The organism is Salegentibacter maritimus (assembly GCF_016236915.1).
Lineage (GTDB): Bacteria > Bacteroidota > Bacteroidia > Flavobacteriales > Flavobacteriaceae > Salegentibacter > Salegentibacter maritimus.
Map to the genome: position 1 here is coordinate 16,634 of NZ_JAEHOK010000026.1, position 12,169 is coordinate 28,802.

The 12,169-nt window shown below is 34.8% G+C and carries 11 protein-coding genes; 4 read left to right on the forward strand and 7 right to left on the reverse strand.

What is annotated here, in order from left to right; translation table 11 throughout:
• Positions 1 to 68 precede the first annotated feature (68 nt).
• Both I6U49_RS14870 and I6U49_RS14875 read left to right on the forward strand, forming a co-directional pair.
• Positions 69 to 1,223 (forward strand): TIGR03364 family FAD-dependent oxidoreductase, encoded by a 1,155-nt coding sequence (locus tag I6U49_RS14870; RefSeq protein ID WP_198629425.1) that lies wholly within the window; start codon positions 69 to 71, stop codon positions 1,221 to 1,223.
• A 2-nt stretch (positions 1,224 to 1,225) separates the two neighbouring features.
• The gene (locus tag I6U49_RS14875; RefSeq protein WP_198629426.1) at positions 1,226 to 1,903 is read left to right on the forward strand and encodes a phosphonatase-like hydrolase; all 678 of its coding nucleotides are present in this window, start codon (positions 1,226 to 1,228) and stop codon (positions 1,901 to 1,903) included.
• Between the two features lie 65 nt (positions 1,904 to 1,968).
• Here the strand turns inward: I6U49_RS14875 and I6U49_RS14880 are convergent, their stop codons facing one another.
• From I6U49_RS14880 to I6U49_RS14890, 3 genes are all read right to left on the reverse strand, one after another.
• Positions 1,969 to 2,535, reverse strand: coding sequence for a helix-turn-helix domain-containing protein (locus tag I6U49_RS14880; RefSeq protein ID WP_198629427.1), 567 nt, complete (start codon positions 2,533 to 2,535; stop codon positions 1,969 to 1,971).
• A 369-nt stretch (positions 2,536 to 2,904) separates the two neighbouring features.
• Complete coding sequence (locus I6U49_RS14885) at positions 2,905 to 3,840, reverse strand: alkaline phosphatase family protein (RefSeq protein ID WP_198629428.1); 936 nt, start codon at positions 3,838 to 3,840, stop codon at positions 2,905 to 2,907.
• Between the two features lie 35 nt (positions 3,841 to 3,875).
• Positions 3,876 to 5,174 (reverse strand): DUF5690 family protein, encoded by a 1,299-nt coding sequence (locus I6U49_RS14890; RefSeq protein ID WP_232804739.1) that lies wholly within the window; start codon positions 5,172 to 5,174, stop codon positions 3,876 to 3,878.
• Positions 5,175 to 5,310: 136 nt separating this feature from the next.
• Here I6U49_RS14890 and I6U49_RS14895 point away from each other — a divergent pair, with 136 nt between their 5' ends.
• Together I6U49_RS14895 and I6U49_RS14900 are read left to right on the forward strand one after the other, a co-directional pair.
• The gene (locus tag I6U49_RS14895) at positions 5,311 to 5,889 is read left to right on the forward strand and encodes a helix-turn-helix domain-containing protein (RefSeq protein WP_198629429.1); all 579 of its coding nucleotides are present in this window, start codon (positions 5,311 to 5,313) and stop codon (positions 5,887 to 5,889) included.
• A 4-nt stretch (positions 5,890 to 5,893) separates the two neighbouring features.
• Positions 5,894 to 6,979, forward strand: a complete 1,086-nt coding sequence (locus I6U49_RS14900; protein WP_198629430.1) for a zinc-binding dehydrogenase — start codon at positions 5,894 to 5,896, stop codon at positions 6,977 to 6,979.
• Between the two features lie 161 nt (positions 6,980 to 7,140).
• Here the strand turns inward: I6U49_RS14900 and I6U49_RS14905 are convergent, their stop codons facing one another.
• The 4 genes from I6U49_RS14905 to I6U49_RS14920 all read right to left on the reverse strand — a co-directional run bounded on the left by I6U49_RS14905 (position 7,141) and on the right by I6U49_RS14920 (position 12,093).
• Positions 7,141 to 8,709 carry an AbgT family transporter gene (locus tag I6U49_RS14905; RefSeq protein ID WP_198629431.1) on the reverse strand — a complete coding sequence of 523 codons (1,569 nt, stop codon included), beginning with the start codon at positions 8,707 to 8,709 and terminating at the stop codon, positions 7,141 to 7,143.
• Positions 8,710 to 9,114: 405 nt separating this feature from the next.
• Entirely contained in the window at positions 9,115 to 9,321 is a 207-nt protein-coding gene (locus I6U49_RS14910; RefSeq protein ID WP_193709800.1) for a hypothetical protein, read from the reverse strand.
• Between the two features lie 332 nt (positions 9,322 to 9,653).
• The gene (locus tag I6U49_RS14915) at positions 9,654 to 10,073 is read right to left on the reverse strand and encodes a response regulator (RefSeq protein WP_193709801.1); all 420 of its coding nucleotides are present in this window, start codon (positions 10,071 to 10,073) and stop codon (positions 9,654 to 9,656) included.
• The gene (locus I6U49_RS14920) at positions 10,060 to 12,093 is read right to left on the reverse strand and encodes a PAS domain S-box protein (protein WP_198629432.1); all 2,034 of its coding nucleotides are present in this window, start codon (positions 12,091 to 12,093) and stop codon (positions 10,060 to 10,062) included. Before I6U49_RS14920 ends, I6U49_RS14915 begins: the two co-directional genes overlap by 14 nt.
• Between the last annotated feature and the right edge of the window lie 76 nt (positions 12,094 to 12,169).

Sequence of the window (12,169 nt, forward strand, 5' to 3'; positions counted from 1 at the left end):
AATTCAAATTTTTAATATTTGTAAATTATTTTTACAATTAATAAATTTAGGGTGTTTATTTAAAACCAATGCAGAAACAATATGATTTAATAATAATAGGTGGTGGAGTGTTAGGAACATTTCACGCCTATCATGCTCTCAAGAAAGGTTTAAAAGTTGCCTTGATTGAAAAAAATATTCAGCCAATGGGTGCTACGGTCAGAAACTTTGGTCAGGTAGTACCATCGGGTATGGACAGCAAATGGCAAGCATACGGAAGACGCAGTCTTGAAATATATAAAAGTATTCAATCTGAATACGATATTTCAGCCAGACAAAACGGTACTGTATATATAGCCTCAAATGAGGAGGAACTCCAACTATTAGAAGAACTCTACAGTATTAACAAAAGAAATAACTATAAATCTTTACTTCTCACTAAGGAAGAATGTTTAAGAAAATATCCAGGATTGCGAAGTAATTATGTAATTGCCGGATTATTTTTTCCAGACGAAATTACTGTAGAGCCGAGGCTTATGATTACAAGGCTACATAAATACCTAATTGATAAATTGGGTCTTGAAGTAATGAACAATCTTAATGTATTACATTGCGAACCGTTACAGGGTCGGGTTGAGATAACCACCTCTATGAATAAAACTTTAAAAGCTTCTAAGGTAATTATCTGTAACGGAAATGACTTTAAAACCCTGTACCCTGAAGTTTTTGAAACCAGTAATCTTGAAGTTTGCAAACTACAGATGATGCAAACCAAACCTCTAAAGAACTACCAGCTACCAGGCTCTATTCTTACAGGTTGGACCGTTAGAAGATATGAAAGTTTTTCTGAATGCCCATCTTTTAAAGGGATTAAAGCTAAAGAGCCTGAAACATCTTTTCAAAAGAAATGGGGCGTACATATCCTGTTTAAGCAAGCTACCGATGGTTCTGTTATTATTGGAGACTCTCATGAATATGCCGATGCAAAAAACGCCGATGCACTTGGCTTTGATTTAAATATGGAATTAGATGAGTTTATGCTTAACGAAGCAAAAAAAATAATAGCGCTTCCAAATTTTGAAATTGCAAAACGATGGTATGGCAACTACTCACAATGTAAAAATACAGATATATTCACCTATGATGTAGATGACAATATTCATATTATAACTGGAATAGGTGGCAAAGGGATGACTGGCAGTGCTGGTTTTTCAGAAGAAAATATTAAATCAATTTATAAGTAAAAATGAGCGATCAAAAAATTGAACTTGTTGTTTTTGACATGGCAGGAACAACCGTAGATGAAAATAATGTAGTATACAAAACTTTAAGAAAAGCCATCCATAACACAGGTTATGATTTCTCTCTTGAATTTGTTCTTGAACATGGGGCCGGAAAGGAAAAAAAACAAGCCATTATTGATATTCTTGCCAAAGCAGAAGTTTATGATACAAATTTAGCAGAAAAGGCCTTTGAAGATTTTAAGGAGCTTCTAAAAAGTGCCTATGAAGATTTAAATTTATCGACCTATAAAGGCACAAAAGAACTTTTTATCTATCTAAAGAACAAGGGGATTAAAGTGGCACTGAATACGGGATATGATTCCAAAACAGCTAATCTATTGATAGATAAATTGGGTTGGGAGCCTGGAAAGGATATCGATTTATTGGTTACTGCATCTGATGTAGAAAACGGAAGGCCAAATGCCGATATGATTACGTTAATTATGGATAAACTTAAAGTCTCGAATTCTCAAAGTGTGGTTAAAGTGGGTGATTCTATCATAGATATTGAAGAAGGTAAAAATGCAAATTGTATCTATTCTATTGGGGTAACTACTGGCGCCCATACCAGAGACCAACTTCAAAAGGCAAGTCCAGATTATATAATAGATTCCCTTCCAGAATTAAAAGCTATCTTATAATATAAGACTTATATTTTTTTGATGTACTTATAGAAAAAGGCCTTAAAATCGATTAAAGCCTTTTTCTATAAGTAAAAATACATTACAAGCATTTTTGCTTTCTGATCTGATTTATTTACCGGAACATGCGGTATTCTTCCATCAAAAAATAGGGCATCGCCTTCGTTTACAGTAACCTCGTCTTCTCCAATTATATAATTACAGCTTCCACTTACCATATACTTAAATTCAAAAGCTTCAGTAATAACTTTATCGCGTTTTGAATTAGGAGAAATCTCAAGTAACACAGCTTCGAAACCAATTGAAGAAAGCTGTTTATTAAAAATAAATTTATATAGAAATCCTTGCGCATCATCTTCCTTTTCAATAACTGAAAATTCAGAAGACCTGGTTAATATATAAGAAGATCCATTAGAATTAGGAATTCCTAAGAAAAAATAAGTTACTTCAACTTCCAGGGCTTTAATAATATTAAATAATACCGGTAGTGAGGGGATGGTTCTTCCATTTTCAATTCTAGAAATGAGCCCATTACTTACATCTGCCTTAGAAGCTATCTCATTGATAGTTTTTTTATTAGATTTTCTAATTTCCTTTATGCGCTTACCTATACCAATTATATATTCCTTCATCTGTCTAATTTGCAGACAAGATATTCAAAATTCAGATAAAAATTTTAGCAAATTCAAATATTTGCAACACATCACACCTCTTCAGGCATTTAAATTTACGGAACCTGAGTCAAGATAAGGTTAGTTAATACGATCTTCCAGGGGTTATGACCATCATTATCCCTTATCATTGAAATTTACTTTTGCTAAAAATAGCTCAGCGCGACGGGCCAACTATCTTTACAAAGAAAAGAGTAGACATTACCTAAGCTTTTAATTTCAAACTATTCACAGGTGCCATTCAACATTTCGTTTACATGAGTGGGGAACGCTATTAGACGATTTATCTACCAATCTTTTTCCTACACCTACAGTTTCTAAAACAGGTACTTAATTTTTAAAAATTCCAGATGGGATTTTACCAACCCAAGACTCTGGTAAATCATCTATGCCAAAAAGTCTTGCAATAACCGCGGCTGTATTGGTATTGCTATTGGGAGACTGAAAAGAAGCAGCGTTTTTAATTTGTGGCCCCACTATAGCCCAGGGTACTGTCATTTCAGTTTCACTCACTCCACCATGCCCATGTCCCCTACCTCCATGATCGGTTAATAAAATGAAATGTGTATCTTCAAAAATTCCCTTTGCCTTCATATCTTCTATTAATTTTCCGATAGCTTCATCGGCCTCTTCAATAGCCTTTATATATTCCTGAGACATCCATTTATGCTTATGCCCGGCATGGTCGGTATGTACAGAATATAAAAAAATGAGGCTTGGATCGTTTTTATAGGTTTCTGCAAATTGCACAGCACTTTTATAATTTTGGTGATATTCATCGTTTTCAAGGAACCTCACTTCATCTAAATATCGTTTGTTAATGGGATTGATTAAGCTTGCCCAATTATAATAATATGCCGTTTTAACCACAGGCATTTGTTCTTTTAGCACTTTAAAAATAGAAGGATAGTAACCGTTTTCATCTTGTTCAACAGGAGGAATATTGTTTTTTTCAAGGGTCCAGTCATTACCATCTACACCATGTTGCTCAGGGCCTCCAGAAGTTAGGTGGCTAGTCCAGTTGGGCAAGGTAACCGAAGGCATTACAGTTCGGGTATTAAACGAAATCATTCCTTTCCCGAACAATTCGTCCAAATTAGGGTGCTTTGCTGTTTTATAGCCTGCCACACTAATTCCATCTAAACCTAAAACCATTACTCTTTTTGCAGTGGGCACCTTACTATTCGCCACAGACTTTACACTATTACAGCTAACTGTTACCAAAAGTATTAGCAGTAAAACATAAGATATATTTTTTATTTTCATTATTACAACAATTAATTATGGTTATTAATATTCTTTTAAGCCAACTCACTAAGCACTTTTTTGGAGCTTTTAGTAATATTAAAATATAGCATGGTTAGCGATATCAACACCAACATTCCTATGGCAGATTTAATATTAAGGTTTATAAAAAATTCCACCCAAGTTTGGTTATATTTAAACACTTCTTTTAATAGCAATACCAGGACACTCCCTAAATAACCAAAAGCATCTGCAGTATAAAATAAAAAGCCAATATTGCCTTTATATTGCAGAAATGCAATTAAGCGTTCAAAAATTAGACAATGAAAAAGGATGTATGGCAAGTAAACTCCAACACCGGTACTAATCATCCAGGCAACCGGTGAAATCAAAGAATTTTCAAATAAAAGAGTTGCCAACAATACAATTAAAGCTCCTAATATGGTGAGCCCCATGCCTATATTAAATGCCAATTTATTTTTTCTGATAAGAATTCCCATAGCGGTCAGTACCAACACAATAACAGCTACAGGAATTTCAGTTAATGTTATAAGCGCTGGCTTTTGGGAGTACCCCAGTTCGGCCCAAAACTCTACCACAAAATTATCTCTAAAATCCCTAACAATAGTCAATAGTACATATACTATAACCAGCCCGGCGAATCCAATTCCATGCTTTTTTACAAATTCCCTTCTCCTGGCACGATTCATTGGTATACGTTCAGATCGTTCCTTTATGTCGAGCGCATCTACTTTTTTAGAGTTTTTAAGCATCCACACAGCTATTAAAAACAGCGGTAGAAAGAGCAAACCTGTTACGAAAGGCATCGTATACTCACTTACTCCATAATCTTGAATTAACACAACCCCCACCGTTTTCACCAAACCTGTAGAAAAAATGAATGTAGTACTTAATGCTGCTGCCAGTAATTCTGTGTTCCTTCTACCTTCTATGTAGGATAACACTACGCCAAAAACCATTCCCAGGGGAAGTCCGTTTAGAAAAATAGCCAACACTTTTAAATGTGGGGGTACCACAGCAAAAGCGCCTAGCATAAACAACCCAAAAACTACAAGGCCTACCAACCACTTCACCCTTTTATCGGGAGCCATCTCTGAAATTATTTTAATGCCTGCAAATTTTGACAACATATATCCAAGCACCTGACTAATTACTAGCACTACCTTTGTATCTACATCGAAACTAAGCCCTAAATCAACGTATTGACCTGCCAAAAATGATTTACGAACAGCGTACATCCCTGTATAACATAAAAACGCAGCAATCATTATCCAAGCTGAACTCAACCAACTTGATTTGATAATTTTATCCTTAAATTCTTTCAATTCAGCCATTTTTCTCTGTTTACGGCAAATGTAAACTTGAAGGCTTCACATCAAATTAAGTGAATATAAACAAAAGGTTAATTTTCATGTAAGTAAATAAATTTTCTTATTAAGAAACTATATTTGTTTTTTTAAATTTATCAGCATGAATGAAAATAAGCATATAACCATATGGATTGGAAAAAAAATTAGGGAGTTACGGGTTTCAAGAAACTGGAAACTCGGTGACCTTGCTAATTACTCTGAGGTTAGTATTCCTATGTTATCGAAAATTGAAAATGGCCGTGTTTTTCCAACTTTTCCAACGCTTTTACAAATCCTCAAAACACTGGAAGTTGACCTTAATGAATTTTTTGAAGATGTTGACCAGGGCCAAAAATTCCCGGGATATATCATGATAAAGAGAGAAGATTGTACTGAAACCTCTAAGGAAGACTCTATAGGTTTTAAATATGAAACGGTACTTACACATTCTATTAACAATGTCTCACTTGAAGTATCGATACTTACCTTAGATAAAAATGCCAGTCGAGAGTGCGTAACCACAGAAGGTTATGAATACATATATCTAATTAAAGGTGATATCTCTTATAAGCTTGGGGACAAAACCTTTAACCTCCAAGAAGGAGATTCGCTTTATTTTGATGGCAGGCAACCCCATGTTCCCCTCAATAATTTGAACACAGAATCTGTATTGCTTGTTGTTTACCTTATAACTATTTAACACCATGAATAACACCAAAGCTACGGCTAAAATATTCCACAAGCCAAATCAGGCATTCGAAGATTTTGAAACTAATATTCCCAATCCTGCAGCAGATGAAATTGTTGTAAAAATCACCTATACTACTATTTGTACAAGTGATTTACACACCTATTACGGCAGAAGAAACTCTCCAAGCCCCAGTATATTAGGACACGAAATTATTGGAAAGATCGCAAAACTTGGAGATTCAATTACCTCTGATTATAATGGCCAGCCCATTGGAGAAGGCGATTTAATCACCTGGTCTGTATATGCATTTAGCCCTGAAAACCCAATGGCCAAAATAGGAATTCCTCAAAAATCTCCTGACTTATTTAAATACGGGCATCAAAGTATACTAAACGGTTCTCCTCTAAGTGGTGGATTTGCAACTCATTGCCTTTTAAGAGGTGGATCTTCGGTATTTAAAATATCTAATAAGTTGGTGCCTGGTGAGGCTGCCCCACTTAATTGCACACACGCAACCATAGCAGGGGCATTGCGCCTAGCTGGTGATATTAATGGTAAAAACGTTTTAGTTTTTGGGGCTGGAATGCTTGGCCTTTCAGCCTGTTCCATGAGCAGGGAAATAGGTGCTAAAAATGTATACACTATTGATATAAATAACGACCGACTAAAAAATGCTACCTCTTTTGGTGCTACAGAGACCTTTTCAGCATCCTTAAGTGATCTGGACATTGAAAACAAGTTAAACAATGAAAAAATTGATGTAGTAATTGATACCACGGGCAATCCAAAAGCTATGGAATCTGGGATTAATTTACTAAGTTTAGGAGGTATCGCCATATGGGTTGGCGCAGTTTATAATGCACCCAAGACCCAAATTAATGCTGAGACTGTGGTTCGTAAAATCATATCAATTAAAGGTCTACACAACTATACGCCTACTGACTTAGGTACAGCTATAAATTTCCTTGCTTCCTGCCACCATAAATACCCTTTTAAAAAATTAGTTGGAAAAGAATTTCCTCTAAAAAAACTTGATGAAGCTTTTGAAGCGGCCAATAGCGGTAAATATTATAGAATAGGTATAAATCAAGATAATTAGAACTATAAAACTTCTGAAAATCAACAGCTCTTTTTGATTCTCAATTGCTGTAAAACATCAGCAAAGAATTCTGTTTCTATTTGGCATGTATTAACTAATTACTTGAAAAAAGATGCTCTTATGCTGAGCATCTTTTTTTGTATATAAGAATTCATCCAGTTTTATGATGCCGGATAAAGATAATTCGCTTCAAAACTCAATGGAATTCCCAGCCACCAATAAACTAAAAGAAAAATAGTCCAGGCCACTAAAAAGATAGCCGAAAAAGGTAGCATCATAGATATAAGGGTTCCTATTCCCATACCTTTGACATAGCGCTGGCCAAAGACAACCACTAATGGAAAATAAGGTAAAAGAGGAGTAATAATATTAGACACCGAATCCCCTACTCTATAAGCCGCCTGAGTAAGGTCGGGCGAAATCCCCAATTGCATGAGCATAGGTACAAAAATAGGTGCTATAAGTGCCCATTTGGCCGATGCAGAACCCACCATTAAATTTACAAACGCACTTAAAATTACAATACCAACTATAGTTACCTGCCCCGGCAAATCTAATGCCTGAAGAAAATTAGCTCCTTTTATAGCTATTAAAAGCCCAATATTAGAACGAGAAAAAGCATCTATAAAAAGTGCCACAAAAAAGGCCATAACAATATAATAGCCCATGCTTTCCATAGATTTTGTCATACTCTTTATTAAATCTCCTGAAGATTTATACTTTCCAGATACGAAGCCAAAAACCAATCCGGGAATTAATAGTAACACAAATATTAAGGGAACTATTGCTTTCATTAAAGGTGCATGGAATGAAGTAAGAGATTTAGTCTCGGGATCAACCATACCGGGACCTCTTAAAGCTGAATCTTCAGGATATGCCCATAGAAACAAACCAACCAACCCGAGAACCATTGTCAGGAATCCCAACCAAAAAGCTTTACTTTCTTTAGCCGAGACCTTTTCCATTTTTGGCATTTGATCTTCATCTCCATCTATTTTCACTTTGGCAAGCCTTGGTTCTACTATTTTATCGGTTATCCACCATCCCACAAGTACTATTAATAAAGTTGAAGCAGAGGTAAAATACCAATTATTTAATGGATTTAAATTAATATTAGGATCCATAATTCTGGCGGCTTCCAAAGTAAAGCTCATAAGAAGCGGGTCTATAGCCGAAGGGATAAAATTTGCAGAAAAACCTCCAGACACCCCTGCAAAGGCAGCGGCAATACCAGCTAAAGGATGGCGCCCGGCTGCGTAAAAAATAACACCTCCCAATGGAATTACCAACACATAACCGGCATCTGCAGCGGTATGACTCACAATGGCTATTAAAATAAGCATTGGAGTTAGTAATTTCTTGGGTGTAAAATTTAGTAGCTTTTTAAGGCCAGCATCAATCCAGCCCGAATGTTCTGCCACCCCTACACCCAGCATAGCTACCAAGACTATTCCCAGAGGAGCAAAAAGCACAAAAGTATCTACCATATTGGCAAGAAATTCGGCTAATTGATTTCCGGTAAGTAAATTTTGAACATTAAGGCTATCACCGGTCATTGGATGAGTTTCCCCAAAATCAAAAGGAGATAGAAAAGCCGATAAAACCCATATAAAAATGAGTAAATAAAAAAATAAAATTGCGGGATCTGGTAATTTATTACCCATCTTTTCAACTAAGTCAAGAGCCTTATTTAACATGCCCTTTTTAGGAGAATTAACTGCGTCTGCCATAATTTAGATTAGATAGAATGTTAATGAAGTGCTAAAATAGAAAATTATTAAAGAAGTATTCAGCAATCCTAAAGTGAAATCATTGAGGAAACCTTCTTTATACCTTGGCCATTTCTATAACCTGATTTTTGTGCCAAAAATTAATTATAGCCCATTAGCCAAATTAAAAGAATAATGCTTTCTTTTTTTGGAGTTGCTTTACTTAGTTTATTTTTTAGTACAATGCCTTATTGAATCCAAAACAACAATTACATCCGAAACACAATAAACTAAAATACCTCGTTGCAAACCAACGAGGCATTAAATGGATTTTTTTTGTATTTCGAGGCAAGCCCCGGAAGATCCTATACTATCGGGATAAAACTTGGATGGTTCCGTAGAATCCAAGCTAATTAAATATTTCTGTTAAAGGCCCGGGATATCTTTCATCTTCCCATTTTCAGATTTTCCCAATACAACAACCTCTTTACTTTCTTTGTACTCTTCAATTGCTAATAACAATTGTTCCCTGGTGTCCCTTCGAATTTTTATTCCGGTTCGTTGGTTTTTATTGCGGACTTCAATATAATATCCATCTCTTAAATCTTTAGGTTTCGTAGAAGGTCTTCCCATAATTAACGTTTAAATATACTATAGTATTTAATCTTAAAACTGCTTTTTTATCTAAAACAATAAGATAAATCAGGAGATCATTTTTCTTAATTTTTATTAGGTTAACCAACCTATAGTGAAAGGCAAAATCTCCTTATTAAAGCTTTTATCAATTTTTAGAATAAAAAAATAATCTCATAATTTTATAATTGGGTAACATACGAAAAAGAAATTATAAAACCTACTACCAAGCTTTCCTCCTACTTATTAAAGCCTTATAAAAGCGATTTATAAGAAATTTTTAACAAATTAGCATCCTTGTCTCTAAAACTCTATACATAGATAAGCTAAAACTAGTCTTGATTATTAACTATCTCTTTATCCATTTCATCCAGCAAGTCTATTAATGTTTCCAGTTTTATAGGTTTTACCACATAATTGTTCACATTATTAAAATGCCTTGCTTTCTCTCTATCGGCTTCATTAATGCTGCTGGTGAGTATATAAATAGTTATTTTAGATTGAATAGGAATGTCTTTAAATTTTTCTAGAAACTGCCAACCATCCCAAATGGGCATATTTAAATCCAGAAGAATCAACTCGGGAAGTATCTCTCCCGAAGTAAAGATAGCTTGAAGCTTATCATAAGCTTCTTTCCCGTTTTGGCAAATCATTATATTTTCAATTCTTCCGGTCATTTCCAGGTATTTCTTAGAAAGGAAAATATGAATTGGATCGTCTTCAATTAAGCAAGCTAAGTTAATTTTTTTCATAAGGTAGTTTTACTATAAATTTTGTTCCTACGTCAACTTTACTTTCAACCTCAATTTTCCCGTTCATAGTTTCGACTTGAGTTTTGGTGAGGAATAAGCCAATTCCGCGTGCGTCTTTATGATCGTGAAAAGTTTTGTACATTTTAAAGAGTCGTTCCCCGTGTAAATTCAAATCTATACCCAAACCATTATCCTCAAAAGTGATATTAATGGTTTGCGCAATATGATCTTTCTTGGCGTCTATATAAATAAAGCTTTCTCTATTAGATGATTTATATTTTATTCCGTTGGTTATAAAATTAATAACAATACTCTCAAGATAAGATCTTAAACCATAAATCTCAATATCTTCGGGGATATTTGCCTGAATACTTACATTTTCTGACTCTAATTGTGCATAAACACTCTCAATCATTCTCGAAACTGTGGTTTTTAAGTTTACAAACTGAAAGTTTTGCTGTCCGGATATATTAACCTCAACTATCTCATTTAAATCCTGTATTGTAGTATCTAAATTTCGAGAAGCATTTTTTAAATGGGTAAACGATTCATCTTCATCAAGAAACTTATGTGAATCAAGCAGAAATTCTAACAACAAAGTAATACCACTGGAATGTGATCTTAAGTTGTGTGAAACAATATGGGCAAAATTCTTGAGCCTTTCATTTTGACTTTCTGTAATATTAAAAAGATTTTCAATACGAGCAAGTCTCTCTTCCTTTATTTTTTCATCATGCTTTCTTTCTGAAATATCTTCTACAAAGCTCCATATTCTCTTTTTTCCGGTTGCATCATACGTAAGCACTCCCTTTAACAATACAGGATACCTGGTTCCGTCTTTTTTAATATATTCCTTCTCATAGGGACCATAAAACCCAACTTTATCTAGTTGTTGTATTTGTTCTTTTTCAGAATTTGCATATTCCTCGGGAGTGAGATCCCAATAGCTTAAATTTATAAATTCTTTTTTAGTATAGCCCGTAGGTGCCACTAATTTTGAATTAACCTCCAGGAAATTTCCAGTTTCATAATCGTTCAGCGCAATTCCTAGAGGAGAAAGCTGGTATAGTGCATCTAATAAATTTTGGCGATAAAGAGTCTCAAATTCTTTATCCTTTTTTGCGGTAACATCCTGATGTAAGCCATACATTTTAATAGGCCTGTTTCTTGCTCCCCAGGTAAAAACCTTTCCCTGACTGGAAATCCATATCCATTTACCTGTTTGATGCTTAAAACGAAATTCACAACTAAATATCTTTTCATCTCCATTAAAATGGTCGTTAAGCCGTTGTTGTACCGTTTCTACATCGTCGGGATGCACCAGGCTCTTCCAAAATTTTATTCCCTTACCTTTAAAATAATCTTGCTGATAGCCTGATAGTTTTTGCCAAACATTGTTGAACTCAAGTTTATCTTTTTTAATGCTCCATTCAAAAGTAGCTGTCTCTGTACCTTTAGTAACGTACTGATACTTCTTTCTCTCTTGTATTAGGCTATCATTTAAGCGTTCTAATTCTAATGTTTTTCGCTTTAGTTCTAAAGATTTCATCACCTGGTTAGAGAGCTTTTTAAGCCGCTCTTGTTGTAAAGCACTTAGTTTTCCGGGTTTACTATCTATAGCACATAAAGTCCCAACAGCAAAACCCCGCTCATTGATAAGCGGAACTCCAGAGTAAAAAATTACCGGATTCTCTCCAGTTACAAAAACATTATCTTTAAATCGTTCATCTTTTCTGGCATCTTCTACAATGGTAACTTCCTCTAAATTCGCTATGGTATAATTGCAGAAAGTAAACTCTCGTGGAAATTGCCTTACATCTAAGTCCATCCCATGCGTAACTTTAATCCATTGTGTATCTTCTGCTATTAGTGAAACAAGGGCACTTTGGGTTTTGCATATTTCAGCTGCCATGTTACTTAGAAACTTTAAGTCCTCTTCATCAATATTGGTAGATAAATCATACCGGTTTACTTCTTTAACACGTTGGGGATCGTGATTAAACAAAATATCTGTACTCATAAAACATGTAGGGTTTGGGGTATTAGCGCTTGAATATAAAGTAAGTTCTACAACTAAACAACTACAATTTACCAAC

Bases quoted from the DNA above. Each gene is read 5' to 3' on its own strand.
- I6U49_RS14890 (WP_232804739.1), bottom strand. From the start codon at position 5,174: ATGGCTGAATTGAAAGAATTTAAGGATAAAATTATCAAATCAAGTTGG.
- I6U49_RS14870 (WP_198629425.1), top strand. From the start codon at position 69: ATGCAGAAACAATATGATTTAATAATAATAGGTGGTGGAGTGTTAGGA.
- I6U49_RS14875 (WP_198629426.1), top strand. From the start codon at position 1,226: ATGAGCGATCAAAAAATTGAACTTGTTGTTTTTGACATGGCAGGAACA.
- I6U49_RS14920 (WP_198629432.1), bottom strand. From the start codon at position 12,093: ATGAGTACAGATATTTTGTTTAATCACGATCCCCAACGTGTTAAAGAA.
- I6U49_RS14905 (WP_198629431.1), bottom strand. From the start codon at position 8,709: ATGGCAGACGCAGTTAATTCTCCTAAAAAGGGCATGTTAAATAAGGCT.
- I6U49_RS14880 (WP_198629427.1), bottom strand. From the start codon at position 2,535: ATGAAGGAATATATAATTGGTATAGGTAAGCGCATAAAGGAAATTAGA.
- I6U49_RS14900 (WP_198629430.1), top strand. From the start codon at position 5,894: ATGAATAACACCAAAGCTACGGCTAAAATATTCCACAAGCCAAATCAG.
- I6U49_RS14885 (WP_198629428.1), bottom strand. From the start codon at position 3,840: ATGAAAATAAAAAATATATCTTATGTTTTACTGCTAATACTTTTGGTA.
- I6U49_RS14910 (WP_193709800.1), bottom strand. From the start codon at position 9,321: ATGGGAAGACCTTCTACGAAACCTAAAGATTTAAGAGATGGATATTAT.
- I6U49_RS14915 (WP_193709801.1), bottom strand. From the start codon at position 10,073: ATGAAAAAAATTAACTTAGCTTGCTTAATTGAAGACGATCCAATTCAT.
- I6U49_RS14895 (WP_198629429.1), top strand. From the start codon at position 5,311: ATGAATGAAAATAAGCATATAACCATATGGATTGGAAAAAAAATTAGG.